Genomic DNA, 26,061 nt, shown 5'->3' with positions numbered 1-26,061 from the left:
GCACTGTGTGCGATTTTGGCGCTAGCGGCGGCCGGCACGGCATGGGCGCAGGGCACAATGTCTGTCGATATTTCAGTATCGCGCAGCGTCCAGTCGCAAGGGCTGCTTGCCGCGGCAGGGGACTATGTCCGGTACGAAATAACCGTGACAAACTCCGGCCGGTCGGAAATCGCCGACCAGTCGCTCTGGGTAAGGCTTGCGTCAGAAGGCGGAAGGACGAACTCGCAGGCCAGCTTTTCCGTTCCTGACCTTGAGCCGGGCCAGAGCGCGCAGATACACGCCGGCCCGTTCAAGACGCTTGAAGCAGGGCAGCATTTTCTTTACCTCGGGATAAACAGCCATGGAAGCCCGGACGCGCCTGACGGTGTTTCAACAAACCTGCCAGCAGGCGCGCCTGCCGACTCGTTTCTTGTGTATTCGCCTGCGCTTGCCACAGCCCTGCCTGTCGGCGCCGGCCTTGCAGCTGCGGGCGCGGTCATCATCTCGGTTATTTTCTTTCGGCGGAAACGATGAGACAATGGCTTGCAATCCTTAAATAAGATTGGCAGGTTCAATTACAAGAAAATAGAATGAGCGCATGGGGCAATGTCGGCCGCCCCCTTATTGTGATAATAACGGTGGCTCTCATAAGCATGACTGCCATCTCGTCTCTCCTCGTCTACACCTCGCAGCAGACCACAAGGACGGAGGTGGAGCTTGCCGCCTCAAAGATGCTGAGGGACGAGCTTGGCGAGGACGCGCGCAACATAGCAAACGACGCGCAGGCCAAGTTCGGGGACATCGGAAACGTGCTCTCTCTGACCGCCGGCGGCCCCGTCATGGCGTCGAGGAACGTCCCTGCCATAAGCGACCGGCTGGACAGCGTGCAGCAAGCCATCTCGAGGTACGTGACAAACATTGTATGGCTTTCGTCAAACGGCACACTTTTGTATGCTACCGATGAATCGACCCGTGATAAGATAGGGGCCGACCTTTCTGACAGGCGCTTTTACGAAGTTGTCTTTGTGACAAACACTCCATACGTGACCCAGTCCCTGACGGGCCTTGACGACATGGTGAGCTTTGTCGTGGCAGTTCCAGTACCCCGGTCGCAGTCGGACGGCTCGTTTGACGGCGTGATAGCAGCCTACAGCCACACCGACTTTATAGTCTCTGCAGTACTTGCCCCGACTGCGCTCAGCGAAGGCGAGCAGGTGGCCGTAATCACAAACGACGGCATCGTGCTTGCATACCCTGACGCATCTGTGATCGGGACAAACGTGCAGGACAGCAAGTTTACCGCGGTTTTCTCGCAGGGAACGCGTGACATTGCCCAGAAGAGCTTTGAGCTGATGCTGCAGGGAAGGTCCGGAGTGTTTGACTACCGGGACGCAAGCGGAAACGAGTTCACGATGGCCTACCAGCCAGTGGTGATAGACGGAAGGCACACGTGGAGCATAGCGCTCATTGCGCCCTCGTCGCAGCTGACCACGCCCTTTGTAGCCATCTTTGGCGAGCAGCAGAACTTTACGCTCATAGCGACAGCGCTGGTCGCCACGATATCCGGCGTCTTTATCGGCTTCATTCTGTTCCTGAACCGCCGGCTGTTTTCAACCGTCAACCAGCAGGACGTGAAAATACGCGGCCAGCTGGCAGAGCTGCAAGGCGCGTACGAGCGCCTCAAGGAGCAGGACGTCATAAAAGACGAGTTCATCAACATCGCAGCGCACGAGCTCCGCACGCCGGTGCTCCCGATAGTTCTGAGCGCTGAGAACCTGGCAGACAGCATGCCGGAGGAAGAGAACGTCAAGATAATCCTGCGCAACGCAAACCGCATTACCAAGCTCACAAACGACATACTGGACGTGAGCAGGATAGAGAGCAACACCTTCAAGCTGCAAAAACAAAAGACCAACATCCGCAGGCTTGCAGAAGAAGTCATCCAGGACGCCCGGTACAAGATGCCTGCCGACCAGAAAGTCGAGCTGGCGCTCGAGTCGTCCGTCATCCCTGCAATGGAGGAGCTCTTCATAGACAGGAGCAGGATAAACCAGGTGCTCGTGAACCTGGTGGACAACGCCGTCAACTTTACCCAGGAGGGCACAATCCGGGTGGCGATAACACCTGAAGAGGGCAACCTTGTCAGGGTCAGCGTGATAGACGGGGGCAAGGGCATAGACCCAGCTGTCAGGGAAAAGCTGTTCGGCAAGTTCGTGTCAAAGTCGGACAGGGCCAAGGGCACGGGCCTCGGGCTCTACCTGTCAAAGGCTATAGTCGAGGCGCACGGCGGCACGATAAAGGGCGAGAACAACGTCGGCGCAAAGGGCGCCACCTTCTCCTTCACGCTGCCAGTCAGCTGACTTCTTTTGATGGGTTTGTTTCGTCTGTTATGAGCTGGAGCAGGTCGGCCCTGGTGAAGGGCTTTCGCAGAACCTTGATGCCCGGGTTTGAGACCTTGTTTGCAATCTCTTCCTGCGTGTATTCAAAAGCCGTGATGAATATGACCTTGGTGTTGGGCGATATCTCGTGGATCCTGCGGTAGACTTCAAAGCCGTCCATGCCGGGCATCCTGACGTCAAGGACCGCCATGCCGTACTCAGAGCCCTGCTTCTTGCCATTTTCAATCGCCCTGATGCATTCCTGACCTCCGTCCGCGGTCTCGACTTCAAAACCCCTCTTCCTGAGGACCTCGCGAATAGAGGTCCTGATGTCCTCCTCGTCGTCCACGATAACTGCTTTCTTCAGCTTTGTCGGGAACTGCCTGCCGACTGAAGCGTGGATGTCAGGTATCGCGTTTGGGTCGATGATACCAATCGCGATGAACGTGCGGTCCTCTTCAAGCGGGTACATGATGATGTCCATCGCGTTGTATTTTACGTGGATGATGGAAGTGATGCCTGTCGTCGGGCTGTTGACGTTGAACGCTCCCTTGGCGATGTTGGTGCGGAGCGCGGTCTTGACAATGTCTTCCGGCGACAGCTGGCGGATGGAGCTCTGGGGGAGCTGCCTTGCGGCCTTGGCTATTATGTTGGCGTACTTGTCAGTGACCATGACAAGGTCAAGCTGCTTGTTTTCCGCAAGCACGGTCTTGCAGCGCGCCGTATAATCGGTATCTTGGGTTGCCGTACCAGTGAAAAGTCTGCCAAGACCTTAAAAGCATTTTGCTGTCATCCATTGAGGGCGGCGCCTCAAGGTGCTTTTATTAATGCGGACCCTCAATGCCTAGGTGACGCCTTATGGAGTTTGACTCAAGCGTTTTTCTCGAGGATTTCTCGGAAGAGGAAAAGGCCGCGCTCTCGGGCCACTTCTCAAACGCCGACAGGGCGGTATTTGCGATAACCACGCCGAGGCAGGTGGACAGGGGCGCGCTGATGTCAAGGTATTCTAGGACCGACAAGACCATGCGGCGGGTCTTCCTTGACGAGTTTGCAAGCAACCCAGACAGGGGCGAGGAGTTTTACCGCAAGGTGCTCCTTGAATACGGCGACGACTCGGTGGCAGAGCTTGGGGAGGCCCAGGTGGCCCTTGAAGGGATATCCAACATCGCCGCCAAAAAGATAGAGGACAGGAGGATAGGCCTGTCTTACTTGGAAAAGTCGTCGCGCTACGTGCCCTTTGACAAGAAGGTGGCAGGCCACTACCGGTATGTCAGAGAAAGCAGGATAATGTCTTCAAATCATGCGGACCTGTACATCCAGGCATGTGACCGCTCGTTTGACACCTACCGCAAGAGCCTTCCATCTCTCCAGAAGTACCTGGAAGAAAGGGAGCCTATAGACAAGTTCTCGTTTTTCGATTCAGGTGCCCAGGCGGAGCGATCATTTGGGCAGCTGAAGGCGCGGGCAGACATTGACGCCGCAAAGCGAATATACCACGTGACTGTGCGCGCAAAGGCGCTTGACCTGCTGCGCGGTCTCTTGCCTGCTTCTGCCATGACAAACGTCGGCATAACCGGCAACGGCAGGGCGTTTGAGTACCTGCTTACAATCATGTACGGCTCGCAGCTTGCGGAACTGCAGTCACTTGCCGGCCAGCTTTTCGACGAACTGAACAGCGTGATACCGTCGTTTGTCAGGCGCGCAAACGACCGGCACGGCCAGGCGCTCCAGCAGTATATGGCAAAGACAGGGCAGGAGGTGCGCGACCTTGTGCACAGGCACCTTTCCGGGATGCAGGCAGAGCCACGGCCCGATAAAGTGAGGCTGGTCGAGCACGAGGACAATACAACAGCAGAAGTCAAAGTTGCATCTGCTGTACTGTACGAGCAGGCGGAAGGAAGACCCCTTGAAAAGATAATGCAGTACGTTAGGTCTATGCCGCAGGCCGAACGGCACGACATCATACGTTCCTACACAAAACACCGCGAGAACCGCCGGCACCGGCCGGGAAGGGCGTACGAGATGGTCGACTGCGTCTTTGAGCTCTTCACGAACTTTGGCATGTTCCGCGACCTGCACCGCCACCGCGTGCTCACCATGGAGCGTCAGCTGCTCTCCACAAGGCACGGCTACGATATGCCTGCAGAGATAGGCGACGCCGGCCTTGGCAGGGATTTTGCCGACTGCATGGACTTTGCAAAGCAGGCCTATGAAACAATCTCGCAGGAGATGCCAGAAGAAGCGCAGTACGTCGTCAACTTTGCGTACCGCTACCCTTATTTTATCAAGATGAACCTGCGCGAGGCCTGCCACATGATAGAGCTCCGCACCGCGCCGCAGGGCCACCCTGACTACCGCAGGGTGTGCCAGGAGATGTTCTCCCAGATAAGGCACGCCCACCCGGTGCTTGCCGAAGGCATCAAGTTTGCAGACATGAATTCATACGAGCTTGAGCGTCTTGGCTCTGAAAAGCGCACCGAGAGGAAGAGGCAATCAGGTGCCTGACGGCAATACGGTGCATAATATGTCATATAATGGTAATAAACACCATTGCTGACCAAAGTTTATATATTACCATATAATACCATTATACGGTAATCGAAATGGTCGACAAGACAACCAAGGACGAAACAACGAGCGCGGCAAACGCATTTGACGCAGTGAAGGACAACCTCATCCGCACGGTGGACGAGGTAGCAAAGGTTCAGCCACAGTACTTGCAATCAATCTCTAACCTGCAGCTTGACTACATCCAGACAACCAAGAACATGATCCAGACCGCCTTTGCGGCACAGAAGCAGGTCACCAGCAACCTCAACATCCCGTCAGCAGCTCCTTACAGCGAGATCTTTGTGAGGCAGGCAAACGAGATGACCAACAACGCCATCAGGGCAGTCGGCATCAACAACCAGCTCACAATCAATGCACTGGACGCAGCGAGGGAGAACCTGAAGATCTACAACAGGACTGTGGACGCAGTAACAGAGTTTGGCACAAACGTCGCCAAGGCCTGGACTGCCTTCTACACTCAGGCACAGCAGCAGTTCACGCGCTAAACCCGAAGGCTTTTTTTTCTCAAGCCTTCTTTCTCTTTTTCTCTTTTACGACAGCCTGACTTTTGCAGGCAAAGTCAAAACTTTTTGCTTGCCGGCCTTATACTGGCAGTTGTCGAAACCCGCCATGTTCAACATGAAGCTGCTCGCACTGGCGGGGATAGTCATACTGGTTGCAGCGTCTGCGATTGCACTGTGGCCCTCACCGGCTCCAGCAGAGAAGGTGGCCGACACCTCGCTAGAACAGGAAATCGCGCAAGTGGCAGCAAACCCTGTTGTAGAAGATCACTTTCCTTATAGTGCCGGCGAGCCTGCTTCTGAAAACATCAAGGTAAACGACCTGATTCTTGTCACCAGCGCGCGTGCAGTAGGGGAGAGCCCTGTCAAGGTGACCCTTGCAAACATCGTGACCGGACAGAACCTGGTAGCCATGTCCACCGGGCAGGACAGGGACGTGGTGGCAGAGTTTGAATTGGACATTGTCGTAGAAAACACGGGGCAGAGCAACATCGCGTACGCAACCTTTGACAGGTTCATCGTGCTTGACGGCACGCGCGTAGCGGCGGAGAGGATAAGGATAAACAACCTGGAGGACAGCGAAAAAGTGACGGTGCAGAACATTTCAACCGTCACAGCGGGAGAAATCCCTTCGATCCTGAGGGAGAGCGTCAAGCAGAGGCTGCAGTCCGGCAGCGCGCCCACCTTCTCGGTGGAAATAGCCAACGTTGACTATGCGCTGCACTGAGCGACAAAATTGCGCTTACAAAATAATGCAACAATTTTGACACAGTCGGCATTATACCCACGTGCAAAGGATTGCGCATGAGCGAAGAAAAGCTCGCATTCGTAGGGAAGCAAGTCAAGGACATCTATGGGACATTCATAGGCAGAGTAGTGGGGATAATCACCGAGATAGACGGTGAGATAGAGAGCGTAGGCGTGGACTGCGGCTCGTCAGGCATCAAGCAGTTGCCGTACGAGCAGCTGGTGGTCCAGGGTGACTACGTCTTTTTCATCCCGCGCTGGAGGCTTGAGGCGCAGAAGCTCATCAGGCAGAAATCGCTCACGCTCAAGAGGATAAAGGCGCTCCAGGAAATAGTGGCCGAGAACGACACCATGAAGGAGGATGCCGAGCTTGTGACGATAAAATACGAGAAGAAACTGCACGACCTCGAAGAGAACGAGAAGGCCGTCACGTACAAGCTGGCCGCCCGCGTTGCAGAGCTTGACGCAGAGACCAAGCAGGTAAAGTCAGTCCTGTTTGATGCAAAACTGCAATTCAGGAGCAACGAGATGAAGGAAGAGACATACCAGCAGGTCAAGATAGGCACCGACGAGCTCATCGAGCACATCAACAACGAAAAGACCGAGATAGACAACGTCAAGAGCAAGCTTGCGGGCCTGACTCTTGCAAACATCTCTGCGGCGACTGCGACACCTGCGCCTGCCCCGGCTACGCCCGAGGCTCCGGCCACAGAAGTCAAGCAGGCCGACGGCCCGACAGAGGCACCGGCCACTGCTGGCGACAAGCCAAGCGGCGGCGAGGGGCAGGGCCAGGACGGCGAGTGGCTCCACCAGGTCATCCAGCAGTAACAAGGACGCGGGCTTTTCCGCCCCTTTTCCTCTTTTTGACACAAGCGAACGATTTTTAAAACAAATTCTGCTCTCTACAACCATTGTCCGGCGAGCCGTCAAAACTGTACAGGGAGAGCAGCGAGCGCAAGGTGACTGTCAGGACGCTAGAGCAGGTGGCAAAAGAGGCCCTTGCAGACCCTGACAGGTTCTGGGGCCGTCAGGCCGAAAACCTCGTCTGGCACAGAAAATGGGACAGGGTGCTTGACTGGAACCCTCCCTTTGCGCGCTGGTTTGCAGGCGGGCTTTTGAACGCCTCTATAAACTGCCTTGACAGGCACATGGGGTCTGACACAAAAAACAAGGCCGCGATGATCTGGGAGAGCGAGTCTGGCGAATCGCGGACGCTCACCTATTTCCAGCTGTACAGGTATGTCAACAAGTTTGCAAACGCGCTAAAAGATTTGGGGGTGAAAAAGGGCGACAGGGTCACGATATACATGCCAATGGTGCCAGAACTTCCGGTCGCCATGCTGGCGTGCGCGCGCCTCGGGGCGACGCACTCTGTAGTGTTCTCTGGTTTCAGCTCGCAGGCGCTGGTGGACAGGATAAACGACGCCAAGTCAAAGGTGATAGTCACTGCGGACGGGGGCTTCCGGAAGGGCAGGCTTGTAGACCTCAAAAAGGTAGTGGACGAGTCGCTATCCTCGACGCCGTCTGTCGAGCACGTCGTGGTACTGAAAAGGGCGGGAAACGCAGTCAAGTCCGGCCCAAAGGACGTCTGGTGGCACGAGGCGATAGAGCGCGCGTCTGCGTACTGCGAGCCGGAGATGGTGGAAAGCACGCACCCGCTCTTTATCCTCTACACCTCGGGCACCACAGGCAAGCCAAAGGGTGTGATGCACGGGACAGGCGGGTACCTCACGCACCTCTATGCCACCGCAAAATGGGTCTTTGACTTTAAAAAAACAGACGTGTTTTTCTGCACTGCTGATATTGGCTGGGTCACCGGCCACAGCTACATGGTCTACGCGCCGCTCATGCACGGCCTGACAGAGATAATGTACGACGGCGCTCCGGACCACCCTGCGCCCGACAGGCACTGGGCGGTAGCAGAAAAGCACGGCGCGACGATACTTTACACGACGCCTACTGCGCTCCGCATGTACATGAAGTACGGCGACGCCATCCCGAACTCGTTTGACCTCTCGTCCCTCAGGCTGCTTGGCACCGTGGGCGAACCGATAAACCCCGAAGTGTGGATGTGGTACTTTAAGACGATAGGCAAAGAGAGGTGTCCCATAGTCGACACGTGGTGGCAGACAGAGACAGGTGGCATAATGCTCTCTGCCTGCACCGGCATAGACTTTGTGCCTATGAAACCGGGATCTGCCACGTTCCCGGTCCCCGGGGTCGATGCGGCGGTGGTGGACGAGGAAGGAAAAACAGTGGCGCCTGGAACAAAGGGCTACCTTGTCGTGAAAAGGCCGTGGCCGGGCATGCTTCTCTCCTTATGGGGCGACGACGAGAAGTACAAAAAGACGTACTGGAGCAGGTTTGAGGGCATGTACTACCCCGGCGACTATGCGCTTGCAGACTCTGACGGCTACCTGTGGCTGCTTGGCAGGGCTGACGACGTGCTAAAGGTCGCCGGCCACAGGCTGGGCACGATGGAGCTTGAAAGCGCGTTTGTCTCGCACAGGGCCATAGCCGAAGCGGCGGTCGCCGGCAGGCCGGACGCGACAAAGGGGGAGGCCATAATCGCGTTTTTGGTGCCAAAGGAGGGCGTGGAAAAGTCCGACGCGCTCAGGAAGGAAGTTGTAGAGCACATCCGCAAGACAGTGGGCCCAATAGCGTCGCCGGATGAAGTGTATTTTGTGGGCAAGCTTCCAAAGACGCGCTCGGGCAAGATAATGCGCAGGCTGCTGAAATCGATTGCGTCAGGCGACAGGATAGGCGACATCACGACGCTTGAAGACGGGGCCGCAATAGACGAGGTAAAGCAGGCCTACGACGAGCTAAAGAAGACCCTGCGCTAGAACTTCCAAGTCGCGATGTACTTTGGGATTATCTCTATCACAGACGAGTCCCTGCCCATCTCGATTATCTTTTTTGCCGTCTCACTCTCTGAAGTGCCGAGGTATTTCAGCGTGCACTTTCTGGTCACTTCGGTTGCATACGAGTGGTCGTCCCTCACCCTTGCGACGCCCTTGCCCCGTACTCCACGCGGCGGCCCCTCTGCAGTGTCGACAAGGAAATACACGTTTGGGTTTTTCTGGACAGACCTTGCTTTCAGGCCGCCGGTGTCAGCTGCGACGAAAAACATCTCGTTTTCGTAGTGGAACCATACAGGATGCACCATGGGCGAGCCGTCCCGCTCGTCTAAAACGCCGAGCCGCAGTATGTTGGGCCCTGAAAGGAGATTATCCACTTCCTTCCTGTCAAGGGGCTTTCCCTTTGGGTCCGCAAGGGTAAACTTTGCCATTGGGGTAGATTTGGGACTTTGCTTATATAACCCTGAGACCTCTTTTTCGTGAGATTTGCTGATAGTCAGGGTCGTTGCCTCTACACGTGCCCAGGGCGGTGGCGGACCTTACCGGTCGCGCACACTGCCGCGGCGGCCAGATCGGGCAGTGTCGTGAGATGACTTCTGAAGACATATCGAACAAATTCTGCAAGGACGTCCTTGCACTGGACGAGTCCCTGACTTTCTGCTGCCTGGTCGACAGCCTTGGCAACGTAATCGCGTCAGAATACAAAGAGGCGCCCCTCCTTGACGAAAAAGAGGCCGAGCAGTACGCAATACAGATGACGCTCTCGGCTGCCCTCCTCTCGCTCTTTGAGCCAAAGATGGGCGGTATAAGATACATGGTGACTTACCGGGACAGGGTAAACCAGATAACCGCGCCCGTGCTGGCCGGCGACCACAAGCTCTTCCTGCTCCTGCTCGTGGATATCGATTCTGACGTCGTGTCGCTCATGGGCGACAGGATACTCCCCTTCATAGGCCGCTCTTCTCTCTTCTGAATTTACAGGTCGAGGTTGACTGGCGTCCCCGTGCTACACGATTTGATGGCGGCCTCGGCTACTTTTGTGACGTCGGACGCGTCCTTTGCAGAAACCACCGGCGATTCTGTCTTTCCGTCTACAACGTCCACAAAGTGCCTGAGTTCGGCAAGGAGTGGCTCCTGGAACTGCTTGCGCGGGATGGTCGTGGACTCGCCACCTTCTATCCTGACTTCTTGCGTCAAAAAGTCGCCGGCGATTATGCCGTCCGTGCAGACTGCGTTGAACGTCCTCGTCTTTTTCGGGGTTATCCAGTTGGAAGCTATTATGGCGACTTTCTGCCCGCTAAAGCCGAGCATTATCGTGGCAAAATCCTCGTAGGGGTTGAACATCTTGCCCGACCGGGCAAACACGACTTTTGGCTTTGAGTCGAAAAGGTACATGGCGGTGTCGATGTCGTGCACCGACGTGTCGTAGATTATCCCCACATCCTTGATGTGCGGTGGCATGCGGTTTTCCCTGTGAAACTCCATCATGAGCAGGTCGCCGTATTTTCTGTCAGATATCATCTTCTTGGTCTCGCAAACTGCAGGGTTGAACCTCTCTATGTATCCCGACGTGAGGACCACGCGGTTCTGCTTTGCTGTCTCTGCCATCTCCTCGCATTCTGTGGATGAAAATGAAAGCGGTTTTTCGACAAACGCGTGGAGACCCTTTTCCATGACCTTTCTAGCCACCTGGGAGTGCGTCCTAGTCGGCGTGCACACGAGGCAGGCGTCGAGGTTCTCATTCTGCAGCATCTCGTCCGGAGACGAATAGTGCGCTACTCCATACCTGCCTCCTGCCTCCTTTGCGCGCGACGCGTCCATGTCGCACACGGCCGCAAGGCACCCAAGCTCGTACATGACCCTCGCATGGTTCTTGCCCCAGCCACCCACGCCTATAACGGCTACCCTGGCCATCTGACCTGAAAAGGCGCGCCCAGCATCAGTATAAGCGCGTGTATGTATTGGTTTTGAAATACTTGCAGGTACGTAAAATGCGAGCCGTACTTGCTCTTAAGAGACGACCCGTCTCAATACCCTGCATCCTTGGACTTTGAACTTGTACGCATCTGCGCAGCCCTTGGCATGTTTGGAGTGGCAGCAGCGCTTGACATGCGGAGCAGGCAGGTGGACGACAGGCTGTGGATGGCGTTTGGCGCAATCGCCGTCGCATTCTACTTTTTTGATTTCCAGCAGCTCGATATCATTGCAGTGGCGCTGTCGGTAGGCCTTGCCAGCGCAGCGTCGTTTATTCTCTATCGCACAGGACTTTTTGGCGGCGCCGACGCGCTTGCGCTTGCAGTCTTTTCAGCAATCCTGCCCACCTACAGCGGCAGCCTTGTCGTGACAGGTCAACAATCCATGATCCACAGCCTGTCGCCTCTGATGCTTTTGTCAAACGCCGTCATCCTTTCACTTGCGCGGCTGGCGGTAAATGTCGTCAAGAACGTCCGGTACCGGGCCCTGCACCCTGCAGCGCTCTTTGCAGGGATGGAGGGCGAAACCGCTGCAAGAAAGGCGCTTGCGGTAATGCTCGGGCACAGGTCCGATGGCTCTGGGTTTGGGTTTCTGATGGAGACTAGGGAAAACGGCGCGAGGCGGTTTGACTTTTCGTTAAAGCACGCAGAGGACACGCCGTTTGAATCCAGAAAGGGCGTGTGGGTGATGCCGGGCATACCGTTTCTTGTCTACATGCTTGCAGGCCTTGTGGCAATGATCTTTGCCGGGGATCTTGCAATCCTTTTTCTTTCGAGTATTGCCGGAAATTAGCACGTGTTCTTTTTTACATGCAAAGATTGTAGTAAATAACGCGCAGATAATGAACCATGGAAGACGAGCAATGCTGCATGTGCGACAGCCCGGCGCAGATCTTTCAGGACGACAGGAGCTATTGCCTTGAATGCTGGCAGGAAACGACCACGCCAAACATCCAGGTGGAATTCTACAATTGACGTTGCCGCCCGCCGCACCTCAGTAGGCGACTGACTGGTTTTCTTTTATGCCCTTCTATCTCATGAAAAGCTCAACCTTAAATACTGCCCATGATTTCATGTAAATTCCAAATTGGAGTCAATTATTGGCCAGATCGGGGGCTTTCTCGAAAAATTTGGCGTCCATCTCGATGATCCGTTAGTTTATTCCGTTTACGATGAAGTTCTTCTGGGCCTGCAGGAGTTGGGGCTCAGCGTCAAGGAAGCCAAGATTCTTGTATACCTGATAATCCGAAAGCAGTCTACAGCTGCCGATGTCTCCCGCTATAACGACATCGGCCGGACGGAAACGTACAACCATATCACCAACCTGATGAGCAAGGGCATCGTGTTTTCCAACTTTGACAGGCCGCAGAAATACTATGCGCTGCCGCTTGACAAGGCGATAGACCACCTGATTGAAGCGCGCAGGGGCACCTTGCAGCGGCTTTCAGAATCCAAGACGGAGTACTGCAAGATGCTCGAGAGGGTGTCTCACAGCCTCACCATGCCTGCAGTGGAGGAGAAGAACAGCTACCAGATACTTTCCGGCAAGAACGCGCTCATCTCTACCGTCAAGAGGGTTATCCTCGACGCCAAGAAGGAGCTGGTCCTGCTGCTGAACGACAAGACCTTCACCGACCTGTACCATGCCGGGATAATAGACGACGCGATAGGGCTTGCGAAAAAGGGCGTCACGGTCCGCGTCCAGACGTCGTGCAAGAACGTGGGCGAGTACGTCAGCAAGAACCCTGGCAACCTGACGATATGCGCAGGCATGGAGGAGAAGCTGGTGAATTTCGTTCTTGTGGACAACAAGGACATCGTGGCGATGCTTCTGGGCAAGAGCGAAAAGACAAAGCTCCACGGCTTTTACACAAACAACCTTCCAATCATCAGCGTATTTAGGACGTTTTTTGAAAACACAAAGTAGCTCAGGCTTTCGGTACTAGTTGTTCAATCCTCGGGTCGTGGCACACCGCCAGGTCGTAGAGCGAGTCGGCGCAGCTGTCGGCTATCAGCTCTATCGTCCCTTCACACAGCTGTGCAAGCCCGGGATCCGAGCAGCGTTCAAGCTCGTCCTGCGCCTGGGCGTCGTACATCATGTAGAGCGCTTCTTCCGGGTTGCTCGTCGCAAGGCGATTGGAGGCCAAAAGCTCATCCTGCGCCGCGGAGGCCTGGAGGGCTCCAAGGCCCTGAAGGCCCGATGCTTCTGTCTTGAACTGGCTCACAATGATGAACGTCGGCACGGCTATGACAACAATTGACAAAACGACGCCAAGGCGTATCTCGTCCACCATTGTATGTATAATATTGTACAGACAGTATTATTTAAATTTACATTTAAATTATCTGTAGTTCGGCTGTTGACGAATACTATATTCCCTCAAATATGCTAGACGCTGGAAAAGTCTCTGGTTTGCATGCTTGGGAATCCTACTTGTGCCTGCTCAGGCCCAGCACAAAGGTCACAAAGCCTGCTAGAAGAAGGAGCCTTCCGGCCCATACGAGGGCGCTTGACGCGCCGGCCCCTGCCACCCTTTCAAAAGTGAACGCAAGCTCGGAAAATGCCAGCAGTATGAACCCGATTATGAACCAGAACAGGATCTGACTCCTGCTCCTCTTGCGCATGTTGACGTATACGGTGCAGGTCACTGCAAAGAAGATGAACACGTTCAGCTCTATGTACAGCGAAAACAGGCTCCATCCGTACTGGCTGCTGTAAAACGGCACGGAAAGGCCGTCCTGGACCGTCGAGATGTAGATTATGGTGGACGCGGCAGCCACCATGATTGCGGCGACCAGTATGTACGCCTTGAACTCCATGTTCCCCTGTATGCTCCTGTCGGAGCGCAGCGTGCCAAGCAGTATGAAGATGGACGCTGCAAACTCGCTTGTCCCCCTGAAAAGCTCCGACGCGCCGACGTACGACTCGGGGTCTATATTCGTGTTCCAGCCAGTCGTTATGGCGCTCCCTATCATGCCGACTCCAAGCGTAAAGAACCCTGCAGACATCCAGAGAAGCCTCCTGCTGTTGGTGACGTAAAATGCGTACATTTCCTGGAAAAATACCATCAGGCCCATGGCGCCGGCCGCCAGAAACAGTACGCTTGCTCCATGCCGGCTTTCAAACTCGGCATTGCTGCCGGACGCAAGCAGGATCCCTGCCATTGGCACAGCTATTGAAAGCGCCAGGGCAAGCGACTGCCATGTGGAGCGGGTCTGGGATGAAAGCATTGGCATCTCATTTCAGGTCTAGATGCCGCCAAACGCCTTTGACATCCTGATTGCAAAGGACTTGTGGGGCGCGCCGGAAAGCACGCCTTCCCACTGGTCAAACGATCCGCCCACCTCTATTCCCTTGGGGGTTATCTTGAGTTCCCGGAGCGTCTTTTCGTGGTCGCTTCCGCGCATCTTCAGTATCGCCACTGCGCGCTGGATTGCCGACTCTATCTCCACGTACTTTAGTACAACCACGGTGTCTGCCAGAAAGCTGAGGCCGTGCTCGTAGGGCCCGAATCCGTGCGGGCTTTCTGTCTGGGCCTCGTGCAGGAGCATGGATGTAGCGCCCTTTGTCTTCAGGTATCGTATGAGCGTGTATATCTCGTCTCTCACGGAATTTTTGCGCGACAGTTCAAAGTAGCTTATCGAGTCGATTACTATCCTCTCCGCGCGCTCGGCAGAAAAGTCTGTTATCATGTCGGGGTTCTGCACAAGCACGTCTGGCGACGTCGACACTACCTTGAGCCTGTTTTCCTCTTCCAGCTTTTCCAGATTCATGCCCAGAGTCTTTGCGTCGCGGTAGATCTGATCCGGCATCTGCTCAAATGTTACATAGACTGCATGCTCGCCGTACTTTGTGACGCCGTTGTACAGGAACTGGAGCGCAAGGTTTGTCTTGCCGGTGCCTGCGGCGCCGGTGACAAGGACACAGTCGCCTTTCATGAACCCGCCGTTTAGCATCGCGTCAAATTCAAGTACGCCTGTCGGAGCGCGGCCCCTTGCCATCTCAGGAGCCATCCTCCAATCCCAGCATGCTCTCTATCTTCATGTCTATTTCCTTTGCCCTCTTTTTGTCAAGCACGAGCACCGTCGACTTGCCCGACGGGATCTTGACAAGTATGCCGAGGTCGACCAGCTTGCCTATGTCGCTTTCGACCTGCGAGGCGGTCTGCCCTATCCTCTTGGCTACCCCTTCGACGGTGTCTATCAGGTTCGGGTTCTTCTGGAACAGCTTCATCAGGTCGACTGTGGTGACAGACGACAGTATTGTGTTGACTATCTCTATCGAAGTGCTCAAGCTGCCTTCACCTCCTGGAGCGCGTGGCGCTCAAAGTACCGGATGAATTCCGAGTTGTGCGACGGGTTTGCGTTTCTGACCTGCCTGTATATGGACAGCTCGAGCGAGTGGCAATAGTCGCCAAAAAGATCCTGGAGGATCTCGTGGAACAGCTTGGGATTTGCCGGAATGTCATCAGGCTTTAGGCCGAACTGGCGCTCCATGTGGAACATGAGGACCCTGGAAGTATTGGGCCCGAAAACACTGAACGTGTCGATCACCGCGTTCATTATCTCCTTCATGGCACAAATTCAACTCCAGATTTAATATCCTCAAGGAAGTCGAGCGATTTACATACACAGGGCGCGGTTCGCGGAATCATCTGCTATCACGCGCCTGGGACTGTGATGTCGCTGAACGGGTTATCGCCTATGATGTCGCCAAACATGCTTGCCACGAACTGCTGCACTCCAAACGACACCACTCCTCCTATCAGCAAGAGGAGCCCGATGTTGAACCACATGGTCTTGAACATGCCTCCCTGGGAGATCTTGATGACCATCCCGTTTATTGCTGCAAGCGCTATTACCATCACAGGTAGCACTATGTTCATCGTGTCAGGGGGTATCGGCTGGATGACGTTTGCGCCAAGCGACGCGTCGACGTGGCTGAAAATGTCTGAAAAGAAGTTAAAGACACCCTTCATGAAGCTCATGACGGCTACGGTGAGCACGTGAAGTATGAGGACTGTTGACTCGAACGCCTTTGACACCTGCTGCCTCTTTTTGCGCAGGTCGTTGAACTTTGACGTGAGCTGCGCCAGCGTCTCGCCGACCTCTATCATGTTCCCGCCCTTTACCATCGAGACTGAGATCACCTTGTTGCTTGCAGTGATGAGCTCGTTGCCGGTGTCTATGGAAAAGAGGTCAAAGGCCTCTTCCATAGTCACCCTGTTAAGCACCCTGTTGAGCATGCCCCTTGCGTGCACGGACAGCCCACCAAAGTCGCTCTTCATCACAGTCTTGAGCGCCTGCCCAAGAGATCCCACCGTGGCGTAAATCTCTGTAAGGTGCCGTATGAAGGAAGGGTACGACTCGTCCAGCTTTTTTATCCTGCTTTCTATGCGCCTTGCCAAAAAGCCCGGGATGATGAGCGGGCCTCCGATGGCGCTCACGATTATCTCGTTTGGGACACCCGGGACGAAAATGAGCGCCACTCCAACGCCGACTGAGGCGCCCATGCACGGGAAGAATATCTTCTTGAACTTTTTCAGGTGGTCGCCGTTTTCGTTCATCAGCTTGTCCTTGGGGAATATGACGTACATCATCAGTGCAAAGGCTCCAAGGCCGGAGATAACTGCAAAGGCGACTACCACTATGGTCTGGCTGTCGCCACCGCCTATCATGGACATGACCATCATGGCGGCTATCATGAACGACGCTGTCGACATCAGGGTGGAGAACATCCCAAGCAACAGCTTGAGCGACTCCATGCTGCGCTCGTACGCCGCCGCATACGCGCTCACGATGGCTGCCATCTCGTTTTTCATAAAGTCGCGCAGGCTGTCGCCGAGCCTTATGACCTGCTCGAGCTTCATGAGGAACAGCTTGAACTCCTCGTTTTCTGACTGCGATGCAATGATGCCTGCGGCAGTCGCTATGCCGTACTGCCACTTCAATCCGAGGTTGTGGATCTCCATGACAGTCTTGGAATAGATGCCGTATCCTACCGCGCCGGCGGTCTTTAGCAAGTTTGAAGGCGATATCTCTGCGGTTGAAAGCGCGTAGAGGAACGTCACGAAATACACCAGGGTCTCGTCAAGCGTGCTTGACTTGGAAGAGCTTGGCAGAAACGGCAGGATTTTTTTCAGGTCAAGCGAGCCCTTCATTTCAATCACGCATTTGCCATCGATATCGGCACTATCTTGATGCCAAAGTTCTGGTCCACTTCAAAGCTGAACTGCGACGTGACCTGCGACGACGAGCCTATGAGCTTGACGACTTCCATCACCTTGACGCTCCTCCCGCTGACAATCGCGTTCTGGATCTTCAGGTAACCGTCGCACGTTGACCTGATGCGGAGCGCGATATCCTCGCTGACCGCGCCGGGGTGTAAGGTCATGACAATCGACATGCCATTTGCGACGAGGTACTTGCAGCGGGTGAAAAAGTCCATGACAATGTCCGCATCGGAGTGCATGCTCAGGACAGAAAGCGAGTCGATGACCGCAACGTCGTATTTTTTCAGGTTTATGCTCATGTACCTGCTCACCACCGGGAGCAAATATTTCGCAAGTTTTTCAGACCACGTTATGCCGTCGGCCTGCACCTGCAAGATGGAGAGCCTGTTCTGCAAAAACGCGTGGCTGAAATCAAAGGTGATCTTTTTCATCTTTGCAATGTACTCTTTGATGTTGCTCTCCGTCGTGATGTAGAGGACCTTGCGCTTTGACTCGAGCATGCCTTTCATGAACTGGGCCGTCAGCGCACTCTTGCCTGTTCCGTGCTCGCCCTCGACCAGTATAAGCGACGGAAGCGGCAGGCCTCCGCCGAGCTGCCTGTCTACTTCCTCGTTGCTGGTCGAGACGGTCATTACCACCTAGAAAGTCCCTCCCATGCTTGCCACCACGCCGTTTGGAGTGGAGACTGCCACGTGCACCGACGGGTTTGTTTCGTATATCGCGTTCTGGGGCCTGATCCTTATCACAAACTGCTCGCCGGGGTTGACTACTTGCGGGTCAACGTACGAGTCTGTCGACGGGTCAAACGAGTACATGACCCACTGGCCGGCTGCCGGGCTTGACGAAATGCCGCCGTACGACAACTGCTCTGTCGTTCTCACCCTGGAGCCGGTCACGTTGGCATCGTAGGTGGCTATCACCGTGAACTTGGAATACTCCCACTGCTTGGTGGTCCCGTCGTTTGCAAGGTCCACGTTTATGACGGTGTTTCCGGCGACAAGCGAAAGAGCCGTGATGTCTATTGACGTCTTTAACGTCTCGTCGTCAGCGCTCGACCTCTGCACAAGCGCGCCGCTCATGGCCGCGTTCCCCTCAAGCAGTCCTGGAATCCCGAGTATGACGTAGACCATCGCTATCAGCATTATCCCGCCGGCCAGAGCGTTGCTTATCCCCACAGTCCTGCCCTCCCTGTTATGTCGAGAACAGGTACTCGTCGGCCACGCCGTTTGGAGTAACTATTCTCACAACGTAGGTGCTGTTTGCAGACAGGTTGGCGTCGTTTGTGATCTCTATCTGGACCGTGTCTTTTATTTGCCACTGGGTCACGCCTGCGCTGTACACCCACGTCGGGTTTGAGCCGGCGTTGTAGGGTATGCGCGTGGTCGACCCAACCTTGCCAAAGTACACGTCGAGCTTGTCAGTGTTTGTTATGGTCGCGCTCCCGACGTTTTTCACCCACACTTTTGCAACCTGCGACGAGCTGGTGCCGGTTGCATAGACCACCTTTATCTTTGTCAGTATGATGTCCTTCTGGGTTTCAGCCGATATCGCAAACGACGAGTTGAGTATGCCTGTCTTGCTTATGACCATCCCCGACATCGAGGTAGCCACTATGACTGACGCTACCAGCATTATGCCCTCGGTTATGCCTATGCTAACCGTCTGGCTGTTCCCTCCTGAAAGGGTCGTTTCGCGCCGCGACCTGCATGCCCTTTGCGGATTTCATCCTTGCCTGCAGCTTGGCATATTCAAGGTCTGCCTGGGCGTCTTTGATGCCCATGACCTGGCCGAGCCTGTACAGCCTGACCATCACCTCGTCGGCTGACAGGTCAAACTCCTTGAGCATGCCCACGACGTTGTACACTGCAGCCTCGTCCTCCGCCTTGAGACCGAACTGCCTGTACTGCTCTATCAGAACCTCGAGCTCGTCCGGCCCGATGTCGCGGAGCAGCTTTTCAAGGATCGAGACCATGGACATCAGCTTGCCCAGGGTCAGGCTTCCCTGAAAGATCTTGTTCGCGTGCCCGTTTCCTCCCTCTTCCTTGACTACCAACTGCGATTCGTCCTCCTGTTTTTCAACCTGCGGAAGAATGTCGCGGAACGCGGCCTGCAGTTCTGCCTCCGGAGGCTGCTCTGGGGCCGGTGCTTGTTCTTCTGCGGGTGGCCTTGCGGCCATGTTATCGATTTTTTTATCATCGTCACCGTGATCTTTTTGCTCTGCCGCGGGCTTGGGCGCCGGGGCTGGAGCGCTTGGGGGCGCCGGCGCAAATTCCACCTGGGAAAACGGCTGTATGGGGTCGGACAGGTTCTTGATGTCCATCGTTTCAAAGTACTTGCGCATGAAGTTCAGCGGGTTGACCATCTCGGCCTGGAAAGCCTTGAGGTCAGTGAGCGATGACTCGAACGAAAGCGTGAGGTTCTGGATGTTGTCCTTGAGAGTCGTGATGTCGTTTCTAAACGACGCCACCTCGTTTTTCATGTTGGTGACGTCTGTTACGACCTCTCCTACCTTCTTGCCGACCATGTCCTCTATCATGGACACGGTCTCTTCCATGTTGACGGCCGGGGCTGGAGCCGCCTGCAAAGCCGGCTGCTCTGCCGCAGGCGCACTTGCCGCAGGCTGCAGCGTAGGCTCTAAAGCCGGTACAGGCTGCGTCTCTGCCTGCGCCGGTGACGATGCCGAGCCTGCGAGCCTGGCCGGTAGCTTGAGCCCAAGCATGCCAAGCACGTTTTTGACGTGCGGCGGCAGCACGAACACGGCGGCGCCTGCCAGCGCCGGCACGAACAGCAGGACCGCCGATGCGCCGTTGTCAAGATTAAGGTGAGCAAGGTTAAACTTGTCAAATCCAAAGTATTCCGGCGCCGCCAAGCTGGCCGCTAGGTACGACATCCCGGTCGCGGCGGCCGATGCTGCAGCCCTGAGGCGGGTCCCTGTTATCTTTAACGACTTGAGAGATGAGAATTTTAAAAAAAAGTTGGGTGGAGTGACCATTTCGTGGTCCGCTCCTTTAACCGAGGTTCAGCACTGTGTCAGTGATTGTCGGAACGTTCCTTACCACAGTCAGTGGCGCACCCGATGACAGGATGATCTCGGCACTTATCTGGTCAAGAGCTGCTGGCCTGTCCGCGTTCTTGTACGCGATTGCCAGTACTGCCTGCTCACCTGCGTCCACGATCGAGTTGTTGTTCACGTTGGTCGTGAAGTAGATGAACGCGGCTGTCGAGCTGGGGCCCGCACCTACACCTGGTGTCTCGCTGATGTAGCCTGCAGTCTTGGCCGCAGTCATGGCAGCGTCCATGTTGGTGTATGTGGTGCTTTCAAGCACGCCCTTGAAGATGTTGTCGTAGGTCACACTCTTGCTGAAGTACTTGACCGCTGTCTTTGATGCTGTCACATCGATTGACGAGCCGCCCGATGCGATCTTGACCGGGATCGTGTATGCGTCTACTTTCGATGCTGTTGTGTTGCCCTTTGCTGTGACCTGGCCTGCGATTTCAAGAGCGCTTGATGCTTCACCAAGCCCTGACGTGATCGTGCTCTTGGCCTTCTGTGTTGTCGAGAATCCCATGTTTAGGACGACGAAAGAAAGGGCTGCTGCAACGATAACGAACGCTATCAAAACGATTGCAGACTCGATGCCCACTACTCCGCGCCTAGTACGTCTGTGTTTGTTGTCTGGAGTCCTTCTGACTTCCATGCCTAGCGTATTGCGGGTTGAATCTAAAACCTAGAGTATGTTCGCTATTATACTTCAGCAAGTTGCGACTTTTCGCCGGGCAAAGTTTTGCCGCCGGTGTCTGTCGGTGATTGACATAACACCGCTTTAATGTTCTGGAGCGCATGGTATTTCGGTCTAAGCAGCCAACCCAAAAGGTCCCGACCGGCCTTGTTCATACCGTATCCCTCTATCGGTCGGGACTTTTTTCAAATTTACAAAAGAAAACTTTTGAATGCTAGTCGAGCTTCAAAACAGTGTCAGCGACAGGAGGTATCACGCGCTCGATGGTCAATGGCGAGCCGGATGTCGGGATTACTTCGAGCCTCGTCGTGTCGAGAGCCTGCGGCCTTTCAGAGTCCTTGAAGATCACCAGGACTATCAGCTGCTCTGCAGCGTCAAGTACGTCGTTGTTGTTCGAGTTTGTCAAAAAGTAGGCGATGGCAACCGTGTTGGTCGGCCCTGCACCCTCGCCAGGCTTTCTTGTAATCTTGTTTTCGTCCTTGGCTTGCTGTATTGCATCATCGACTGAAGAAAAGGTTGTGTTGCTCATCGGGCCGACATAGATGTTGTCGTACGCGACATTCTTGCTGGTGTATCTGATGACAGTACTTGCCTTGGAGATGTCTATAGACGATCCGCCTGCGGCCAGCTTGACAGGTATCGTGTAGGCAGCAATGCTTGCGCTTGTCAGGTTGCCTTTTGCAGTGGCGGCTCCGGCCACTTCCAGGCCAGAACTTGCCTCCGACAGCCCTGCAGTTATAGCAGTTTTGGCTTTTTCAGTGGTCTGGAACCCTGAGTTGAGGACCACGAACGCGATGGCCGCGGCCACCACTACGAACGCTATCAGCACAATGGCCGATTCTATTCCTACCACACCGCGCCTTGTCTTCAACACCAGAGTGTCATTGCAAGTATCTTAACTTCCAGTGCATGAAACATATTTTACAAACGCAACGCCTAAATCCCTTTTTCAGGAACCTTGCACGAAAAAATTTCACCCGCGCCAATCATTCAAGCCGGAAATTAGGCAGATGTCGAAATAAATACGTCAGATGACTGGAAAAATGTAGCTTTTGTCTGTAGCTATTCTACTTACAAATCATTAAATAATTTTTTTCAAGTGTTGCCACTGACATGGTTTCCAGCGCGAAAAAAGTCTACGACGTCGACCTCGACTACTCCGAACTTGAAGAAAGCATCTACGGATCCGACAAGATGGACCACGCGTTTGCGAAGTACTTTCTCGCTGTGCAAAAGAAACTTTTGCCGGACCTCCAGAAGCTGGACCTCAGCCTGAACGAGGCCAGGATCCTGCTCTACCTCATGATCCGCAAGCATTCGACTGCCACTGATGTTTCAAAATACACCGGCATAGGCAGGACTGAAACCTACCACTACCTTTCAAACCTCCTCTCAAAAGGGGTCGTCCTTTCAACGTTTGACAGGCCGCAGAAATACTATGCGCTTCACTACACAGAAGCCGTGGACTGCCTTGTGAGGTCAAAGCAGAACGCGCTGCGCGCAGTCTCGGAGAACAAGGACGAGCACCAGAACATGATAAACAGCATAGTCGACGGCATGGTGATGCCGGAGCAGCAGGGCAAGGAGAGCTACCAGGTGATAGTAGGCGAGGACCCGATGCACGCCAAGATAGTCAGGATGCTTGCTTCTGCAAAATCAGAAGTCTCGATGCTTTTGTCTGACAGGTACCTCGTAAACCTGTACTATGCAGAAATCACAGACGCGCTCTTGGACCTCCACGGCAAGGGCATCAAGGTCAACATGCACACGTCGTGCAAGAAGGTGTCGCAGCTCTTAAGCGAGGACGTCGACGGCAACATCCAGAAGATGGTGGGCCTGAAGGTTGTCGACGATGCCAACACGCCGGTTGATTTCGTGATAATAGACAACAAGGAGATGATAATAATGCTTGACAACCGCTCGTCGCCGGGCAAGAAGCAGGACTTTTGCGGGTTTTACACGAACAACCAGTCGCTGGTCACGGCGTTCAGGTTCATGTTCGGCAAGACGGGAGCCTGAGCGCGGCCTCGGGCCTTCCGTTGCTGATTTTACATACTAGCAGTTTTAACCGCTAGCTGTTTTTTCAATCCGGAACCTGATGGAATCCTTAGCGCAGGCGCCGGGCACTTCCATAATCGACAAGAAACTCCTCGAAGCGGCCCGCAAGACGCCTCACCTCTCAGACTATTTGCAAAAGCTCACCGGCACCGGCATACCGATGCCTGCCTTTTACGAGAAGCTTGACGGGAGCCTCAAGAGCCTCAAGGTGCTCAACCTGGTGTATCCCGTAACTGACCAGATCTACATCCACATAAACAGCGTCGGCACCGGCGACGGCTACACGGAATACGTCATAGTCGACCCGCCGGAGCCAAACGTCGCGCTTTCGTCCACCATTGACAGGATCTTTGCAGTGACGTCTGCAAACGCCGAGCCGTCAAGCGAGTTTCACCAGAAGATGGTCTACCTGGAGGACTTTTTGAAAAAGGTATGCGTGCCTTCAAAGGTGGAAGTTGACTACAACAAGATAGACCCCAAGATAAGGCCAATACAGGTTTTTGAAAAGGACTTTTCAAGCCTCGTCTACCACTTTATACGCAAGCGCGCAGGCCTCGGCCTTCTCGAGCCGTTTCTGACCGACCCCTACCTTGAGGACATTTCAATCATAGGACAGGGCAACGTGTTTATCGTCCACAAGATTTTCGGCCCCCTAAAGTCGCCGGTCTGGCTCACAAACGACGACATCGACAGCCTCGTGATAGGCATGTCGGAGCAATTCGGCAAGACCGTGTCGCACGCAAGGCCGGTGATAGACGCTACGCTCCCAGAAGGGTCCAGGATTAACATCGTCTTTGGCAAGGACGTCAGCAGGAAGGGCACGAATGCGACCATCAGAAGGTTTGCAAGCGTGCCCCTTTCGATAACGCAGATAATTTCATCAAAGACGCTTGACAAGAATGAGGCTGCCTACATGTGGATGATGGTAAGCGAGGGCATGAGCTGCTTCATAAACGGCGAGACCGCGTCTGGCAAGACCACCACCATGATGGGGATAACGCTCTTCATCCCGCCGACCTGGAAGGTGGTGACGATAGAGGACACGCCCGAGATCACGCTCCCGCACAACAACTGGATAAGCGAAGTGACGCGGGACACCGGTAGCGCCTCTTCAAGCGTGACCATGTTTGACCTGCTAAAGGCGGCACTCAGGCAGAGGCCAAACTACATACTTGTGGGCGAGATCAGGGGCGTCGAGGGCAACATCGCGTTCCAGGCCATGCAGACCGGCCACCCTGTCGTCAGCACGTTCCACGCGGCGCAGATGTCCAGCCTCATCCAGAGGCTCACCGGCGACCCGATAAAGGTGCCCAAGCCAAACGTCGAGAACCTGAATATCGCGCTCTTCCAGGCAGCCGTGCAGGGAAAGGACGGCAGGCCGATTCGCCGGGTGCTTTCGATAAACGAGATAGTGGGGTACAACGCCGGCGCCGACTCTGTCATGTTCATACCCATCTTTACGTGGGACCCGTCGACTGACTCTGTCACCTTCAGGGGAAGGGGGAGCAGCAACCTCTTTGTGTCAAAGCTCCTGCTCAAGCGCGGCATGTCGCGCAAGGACGAGGGCACGCTTTACGACGAGCTTGAAATGCGCGCTACCTTCCTTGACACGCTCATAAAGAAAAAGGTCTTCAACTATTACGAGGTCTATGACCACCTTGTAAAGACAAGAGAAGTCGGCCTGTCAAAGGCTCTTGAGAACCTGAAAAAGCTGTAGGCTATCTCTTTCTGTATATCCTTTCTTTAGGCATCACTGCCTCAAAGAGCGCCGAGGACTCGCCCATCACCGCCTCGGACTGGCCCAAGACAAAGTAGCCGCCGTCCTTCAGGCTCCTGTGGAACTTTGTCAGGATCTTGAACTGCGTGTCCTTGTCAAAGTACATGAGCACGTTTCTGCAGAACACCGCGTCGAGCTGCTGCGGCGCGTTCATGGTCGACAGGTTGCCGGTCCCAAACTCTATCATGGACTTTAGTCTGTCGGAGGCCTGGTACCTGCCGTCAGGCATGCGAGCAAAATGCTTTGAGCGCAGCTCGTCCGGCAGGCTTGCAAGGCGCGAAGAGTCGTATATCCCCTGCCTTGCAGTGTCGACTGCCTTGGTGATAAGGTCTGTCGCCACTATCTTTCCCCGAAAGCCGTCGAGGCTCTCTGCGGCCTCTGCAAACGTGATTGCTATTGTATAGGGCTCCTCGCCAGAGGCGCAGCCTGCACTCCACACCCTGACTTCTTTGCGGCCGGAGCGGTGGTGCATGTCCGGTATTATGTGCGAGTAAAACGCGTTGTAGAACTCGACGTCGCGAAAGAACTCTGTAACGTTTATCGAAAAAGTCGCCATGAGCAGGTGGAACTCTGCCGGGTCGCTTTCAAGCAGGCGCGCGTACTGCAAGTAGTCGCCAATTCCGCGGGCCTTGAGCCTGATGTCGAGCCTGCGCTTCAAAAAGTTCTCCTTGTACTGCCGCAGGTCCACGCCTTTCTGGAGCGCCTTTGCGACCACCAGGTCCACCCCGTTTCCGCCCGCTGCAAGGTCAAGCGTCACAGCACCTTTTCCTCCCTGCCCCGCTTGCCTACCTTCACCTGGCCTGAACTGATGTTGAACCTGACCCACCGGCCGTAGGTCTGGCCCACGTCCTCTCCTGCTATCCTGATGCCGCGCTTTTGGAGAAGCTTTCTGAGGGATTCCGCGTTTCTTGTTCCTATGGCAAACATGTCCTCGCTCCCCTCGTGGGCAAATATCTTGGCGCCGCCTGCTATCTTGGCTACGAGCCTGCCGGCCTGCGCGCCCTTTTCTGCCATGGCGCCGATGGTGTTTTCAAGCGCCTCGTCGGCGTACTTGGCAGCATTGCCCCTGCCCGACGCGTCCTTGCTGCTGTCCGGCAGCATGATGTGCGCCATCCCTCCCACCTTTGCCTGCGGGTCGTAGAGACAGAGTGCGACGCACGAGCCTACAAACGTGGCAAGCACCGCCTCCTTGTCGTCTGTCACCTCTAGCTCACCCATCCCGACGCTGATCTCGCCATCCATTA

General features: G+C 55.0%; 30 protein-coding genes. 13 read left to right on the top strand and 17 right to left on the bottom strand.

What is annotated here, in order from left to right:
- Positions 1–15 precede the first annotated feature (15 nt).
- Together HXY31_RS06310 and HXY31_RS06305 are read left to right on the top strand one after the other, a co-directional pair.
- Complete coding sequence (locus tag HXY31_RS06310; protein ID WP_292640981.1) at positions 16–513, top strand: hypothetical protein; 498 nt, start codon at positions 16–18, stop codon at positions 511–513.
- 56 nt (positions 514–569) lie between these two features.
- Positions 570–2,339: a sensor histidine kinase gene (locus tag HXY31_RS06305; protein ID WP_292640979.1), complete on the top strand. Its 1,770-nt coding sequence runs from the start codon at positions 570–572 to the stop codon at positions 2,337–2,339.
- On the opposite strand, the gene HXY31_RS06300 is transcribed toward HXY31_RS06305, so the two are convergent.
- On the bottom strand, positions 2,332–3,063 hold the full coding sequence (locus HXY31_RS06300) for a response regulator (RefSeq protein WP_292640975.1): 732 nt from the start codon (positions 3,061–3,063) through the stop codon (positions 2,332–2,334). The two genes, HXY31_RS06305 and HXY31_RS06300, sit on opposite strands and share 8 nt — an antisense overlap.
- 152 nt (positions 3,064–3,215) lie before the next feature.
- Here HXY31_RS06300 and HXY31_RS06295 point away from each other — a divergent pair, with 152 nt between their 5' ends.
- The 5 genes from HXY31_RS06295 to acs all read left to right on the top strand — a co-directional run bounded on the left by HXY31_RS06295 (position 3,216) and on the right by acs (position 9,021).
- Complete coding sequence (locus tag HXY31_RS06295) at positions 3,216–4,862, top strand: FAD-dependent thymidylate synthase (RefSeq protein ID WP_292640973.1); 1,647 nt, start codon at positions 3,216–3,218, stop codon at positions 4,860–4,862.
- Positions 4,863–4,960: 98 nt separating this feature from the next.
- Complete coding sequence (locus tag HXY31_RS06290) at positions 4,961–5,413, top strand: hypothetical protein (RefSeq protein WP_292640970.1); 453 nt, start codon at positions 4,961–4,963, stop codon at positions 5,411–5,413.
- A 109-nt stretch (positions 5,414–5,522) separates the two neighbouring features.
- A complete protein-coding gene (locus HXY31_RS06285; protein WP_292640968.1) occupies positions 5,523–6,155 on the top strand; it encodes a hypothetical protein in 633 nt (210 codons plus the stop codon).
- A 77-nt stretch (positions 6,156–6,232) separates the two neighbouring features.
- Positions 6,233–7,003 carry a CdvA-like protein gene (locus tag HXY31_RS06280; protein ID WP_292640966.1) on the top strand — a complete coding sequence of 257 codons (771 nt, stop codon included), beginning with the start codon at positions 6,233–6,235 and terminating at the stop codon, positions 7,001–7,003.
- Positions 7,004–7,134: 131 nt separating this feature from the next.
- Positions 7,135–9,021: an acetate--CoA ligase gene (gene acs / locus HXY31_RS06275; RefSeq protein WP_366933085.1), complete on the top strand. Its 1,887-nt coding sequence runs from the start codon at positions 7,135–7,137 to the stop codon at positions 9,019–9,021.
- On the opposite strand, the gene HXY31_RS06270 is transcribed toward acs, so the two are convergent.
- Entirely contained in the window at positions 9,018–9,467 is a 450-nt protein-coding gene (locus HXY31_RS06270) for a pyridoxamine 5'-phosphate oxidase family protein (RefSeq protein WP_292640962.1), read from the bottom strand. The two genes, acs and HXY31_RS06270, sit on opposite strands and share 4 nt — an antisense overlap.
- Before the next feature lie 158 nt (positions 9,468–9,625).
- Between HXY31_RS06270 and HXY31_RS06265 the strand changes: the two genes are divergently transcribed.
- The gene (locus tag HXY31_RS06265; RefSeq protein ID WP_292640960.1) at positions 9,626–10,009 is read left to right on the top strand and encodes a hypothetical protein; all 384 of its coding nucleotides are present in this window, start codon (positions 9,626–9,628) and stop codon (positions 10,007–10,009) included.
- Positions 10,010–10,011: 2 nt separating this feature from the next.
- On the opposite strand, the gene HXY31_RS06260 is transcribed toward HXY31_RS06265, so the two are convergent.
- Complete coding sequence (locus tag HXY31_RS06260) at positions 10,012–10,950, bottom strand: Gfo/Idh/MocA family oxidoreductase (RefSeq protein WP_292640958.1); 939 nt, start codon at positions 10,948–10,950, stop codon at positions 10,012–10,014.
- 168 nt (positions 10,951–11,118) lie between these two features.
- On the opposite strand from HXY31_RS06260, the gene HXY31_RS06255 reads away from it, so the two are divergent.
- From HXY31_RS06255 to HXY31_RS06245, 3 genes are all read left to right on the top strand, one after another.
- On the top strand, positions 11,119–11,802 hold the full coding sequence (locus HXY31_RS06255; protein ID WP_292640956.1) for an A24 family peptidase C-terminal domain-containing protein: 684 nt from the start codon (positions 11,119–11,121) through the stop codon (positions 11,800–11,802).
- Between the two features lie 56 nt (positions 11,803–11,858).
- Positions 11,859–11,984, top strand: coding sequence for a hypothetical protein (locus HXY31_RS06250; RefSeq protein ID WP_292640955.1), 126 nt, complete (start codon positions 11,859–11,861; stop codon positions 11,982–11,984).
- Positions 11,985–12,096: 112 nt separating this feature from the next.
- Entirely contained in the window at positions 12,097–12,936 is an 840-nt protein-coding gene (locus HXY31_RS06245) for a TrmB family transcriptional regulator (RefSeq protein ID WP_292640953.1), read from the top strand.
- Position 12,937: 1 nt separating this feature from the next.
- Here the strand turns inward: HXY31_RS06245 and HXY31_RS06240 are convergent, their stop codons facing one another.
- The 12 genes from HXY31_RS06240 to HXY31_RS06185 form a co-directional block, all read right to left on the bottom strand.
- Positions 12,938–13,303, bottom strand: a complete 366-nt coding sequence (locus HXY31_RS06240; protein WP_292640951.1) for a hypothetical protein — start codon at positions 13,301–13,303, stop codon at positions 12,938–12,940.
- Between the two features lie 136 nt (positions 13,304–13,439).
- The gene (locus HXY31_RS06235; RefSeq protein WP_292640949.1) at positions 13,440–14,246 is read right to left on the bottom strand and encodes an MASE3 domain-containing protein; all 807 of its coding nucleotides are present in this window, start codon (positions 14,244–14,246) and stop codon (positions 13,440–13,442) included.
- Between the two features lie 12 nt (positions 14,247–14,258).
- Positions 14,259–15,023, bottom strand: coding sequence for an ATPase domain-containing protein (locus HXY31_RS06230; RefSeq protein ID WP_292640946.1), 765 nt, complete (start codon positions 15,021–15,023; stop codon positions 14,259–14,261).
- Positions 15,013–15,303, bottom strand: a complete 291-nt coding sequence (locus tag HXY31_RS06225; RefSeq protein ID WP_292640943.1) for a hypothetical protein — start codon at positions 15,301–15,303, stop codon at positions 15,013–15,015. Before HXY31_RS06225 ends, HXY31_RS06230 begins: the two co-directional genes overlap by 11 nt.
- On the bottom strand, positions 15,300–15,584 hold the full coding sequence (locus HXY31_RS06220) for a NitrOD5 domain-containing protein (RefSeq protein ID WP_292640942.1): 285 nt from the start codon (positions 15,582–15,584) through the stop codon (positions 15,300–15,302). Before HXY31_RS06220 ends, HXY31_RS06225 begins: the two co-directional genes overlap by 4 nt.
- Positions 15,585–15,670: 86 nt before the next feature.
- A complete protein-coding gene (locus HXY31_RS06215) occupies positions 15,671–17,179 on the bottom strand; it encodes a flagellar assembly protein FlaJ (protein WP_366933083.1) in 1,509 nt (502 codons plus the stop codon).
- Positions 17,176–17,874, bottom strand: a complete 699-nt coding sequence (locus HXY31_RS06210) for an ATPase domain-containing protein (protein ID WP_292641000.1) — start codon at positions 17,872–17,874, stop codon at positions 17,176–17,178. Before HXY31_RS06210 ends, HXY31_RS06215 begins: the two co-directional genes overlap by 4 nt.
- 6 nt (positions 17,875–17,880) lie before the next feature.
- Complete coding sequence (locus HXY31_RS06205) at positions 17,881–18,417, bottom strand: hypothetical protein (RefSeq protein WP_292640940.1); 537 nt, start codon at positions 18,415–18,417, stop codon at positions 17,881–17,883.
- A gap of 16 nt (positions 18,418–18,433) precedes the next feature.
- Complete coding sequence (locus HXY31_RS06200) at positions 18,434–18,889, bottom strand: hypothetical protein (RefSeq protein WP_292640998.1); 456 nt, start codon at positions 18,887–18,889, stop codon at positions 18,434–18,436.
- A 7-nt stretch (positions 18,890–18,896) separates the two neighbouring features.
- Complete coding sequence (locus HXY31_RS06195; RefSeq protein ID WP_292640938.1) at positions 18,897–20,234, bottom strand: hypothetical protein; 1,338 nt, start codon at positions 20,232–20,234, stop codon at positions 18,897–18,899.
- Positions 20,235–20,250: 16 nt separating this feature from the next.
- On the bottom strand, positions 20,251–20,940 hold the full coding sequence (locus HXY31_RS06190; RefSeq protein WP_292640936.1) for an archaellin/type IV pilin N-terminal domain-containing protein: 690 nt from the start codon (positions 20,938–20,940) through the stop codon (positions 20,251–20,253).
- 256 nt (positions 20,941–21,196) lie between these two features.
- On the bottom strand, positions 21,197–21,853 hold the full coding sequence (locus HXY31_RS06185) for an archaellin/type IV pilin N-terminal domain-containing protein (protein WP_292640934.1): 657 nt from the start codon (positions 21,851–21,853) through the stop codon (positions 21,197–21,199).
- Between the two features lie 242 nt (positions 21,854–22,095).
- Between HXY31_RS06185 and HXY31_RS06180 the strand changes: the two genes are divergently transcribed.
- Positions 22,096–23,001 (top strand): TrmB family transcriptional regulator, encoded by a 906-nt coding sequence (locus tag HXY31_RS06180; protein ID WP_292640932.1) that lies wholly within the window; start codon positions 22,096–22,098, stop codon positions 22,999–23,001.
- Between the two features lie 79 nt (positions 23,002–23,080).
- A complete protein-coding gene (locus tag HXY31_RS06175; RefSeq protein ID WP_292640930.1) occupies positions 23,081–24,757 on the top strand; it encodes a type II/IV secretion system ATPase subunit in 1,677 nt (558 codons plus the stop codon).
- Position 24,758: 1 nt separating this feature from the next.
- Here the strand turns inward: HXY31_RS06175 and HXY31_RS06170 are convergent, their stop codons facing one another.
- Positions 24,759–25,574, bottom strand: a complete 816-nt coding sequence (locus HXY31_RS06170; RefSeq protein ID WP_292640928.1) for a protein-glutamate O-methyltransferase CheR — start codon at positions 25,572–25,574, stop codon at positions 24,759–24,761.
- Entirely contained in the window at positions 25,571–26,059 is a 489-nt protein-coding gene (locus HXY31_RS06165; RefSeq protein WP_292640926.1) for a chemotaxis protein CheD, read from the bottom strand. Before HXY31_RS06165 ends, HXY31_RS06170 begins: the two co-directional genes overlap by 4 nt.
- Positions 26,060–26,061: the final 2 nt, after the last annotated feature.

This window comes from Nitrososphaera sp. (assembly GCF_013388945.1).
Taxonomy (GTDB): Archaea; Thermoproteota; Nitrososphaeria; order Nitrososphaerales; family Nitrososphaeraceae; genus Nitrososphaera.
Note: the sequence above shows the minus strand (reverse complement) of the source record. Positions and strands in the feature narration are given on the sequence as shown.

Excerpts from the sequence above, each read along its gene's own strand:
- HXY31_RS06210 (WP_292641000.1), bottom strand. The coding sequence starts at position 17,874 with ATGACCGTCTCGACCAGCAACGAGGAAGTAGACAGGCAGCTCGGCGGA.
- HXY31_RS06235 (WP_292640949.1), bottom strand. The coding sequence starts at position 14,246 with ATGCCAATGCTTTCATCCCAGACCCGCTCCACATGGCAGTCGCTTGCC.
- HXY31_RS06240 (WP_292640951.1), bottom strand. The coding sequence starts at position 13,303 with ATGGTGGACGAGATACGCCTTGGCGTCGTTTTGTCAATTGTTGTCATA.
- HXY31_RS06280 (WP_292640966.1), top strand. The coding sequence starts at position 6,233 with ATGAGCGAAGAAAAGCTCGCATTCGTAGGGAAGCAAGTCAAGGACATC.
- HXY31_RS06195 (WP_292640938.1), bottom strand. The coding sequence starts at position 20,234 with ATGGTCACTCCACCCAACTTTTTTTTAAAATTCTCATCTCTCAAGTCG.
- HXY31_RS06190 (WP_292640936.1), bottom strand. The coding sequence starts at position 20,940 with ATGGAAGTCAGAAGGACTCCAGACAACAAACACAGACGTACTAGGCGC.
- HXY31_RS06290 (WP_292640970.1), top strand. The coding sequence starts at position 4,961 with ATGGTCGACAAGACAACCAAGGACGAAACAACGAGCGCGGCAAACGCA.
- HXY31_RS06260 (WP_292640958.1), bottom strand. The coding sequence starts at position 10,950 with ATGGCCAGGGTAGCCGTTATAGGCGTGGGTGGCTGGGGCAAGAACCAT.
- HXY31_RS06295 (WP_292640973.1), top strand. The coding sequence starts at position 3,216 with ATGGAGTTTGACTCAAGCGTTTTTCTCGAGGATTTCTCGGAAGAGGAA.
- HXY31_RS06255 (WP_292640956.1), top strand. The coding sequence starts at position 11,119 with ATGTTTGGAGTGGCAGCAGCGCTTGACATGCGGAGCAGGCAGGTGGAC.
- HXY31_RS06305 (WP_292640979.1), top strand. The coding sequence starts at position 570 with ATGAGCGCATGGGGCAATGTCGGCCGCCCCCTTATTGTGATAATAACG.
- HXY31_RS06230 (WP_292640946.1), bottom strand. The coding sequence starts at position 15,023 with ATGGCTCCTGAGATGGCAAGGGGCCGCGCTCCGACAGGCGTACTTGAA.
- HXY31_RS06265 (WP_292640960.1), top strand. The coding sequence starts at position 9,626 with ATGACTTCTGAAGACATATCGAACAAATTCTGCAAGGACGTCCTTGCA.
- HXY31_RS06180 (WP_292640932.1), top strand. The coding sequence starts at position 22,096 with ATGGTTTCCAGCGCGAAAAAAGTCTACGACGTCGACCTCGACTACTCC.
- HXY31_RS06175 (WP_292640930.1), top strand. The coding sequence starts at position 23,081 with ATGGAATCCTTAGCGCAGGCGCCGGGCACTTCCATAATCGACAAGAAA.
- HXY31_RS06165 (WP_292640926.1), bottom strand. The coding sequence starts at position 26,059 with ATGGATGGCGAGATCAGCGTCGGGATGGGTGAGCTAGAGGTGACAGAC.
- HXY31_RS06270 (WP_292640962.1), bottom strand. The coding sequence starts at position 9,467 with ATGGCAAAGTTTACCCTTGCGGACCCAAAGGGAAAGCCCCTTGACAGG.
- HXY31_RS06220 (WP_292640942.1), bottom strand. The coding sequence starts at position 15,584 with ATGAAGGAGATAATGAACGCGGTGATCGACACGTTCAGTGTTTTCGGG.
- HXY31_RS06250 (WP_292640955.1), top strand. The coding sequence starts at position 11,859 with ATGGAAGACGAGCAATGCTGCATGTGCGACAGCCCGGCGCAGATCTTT.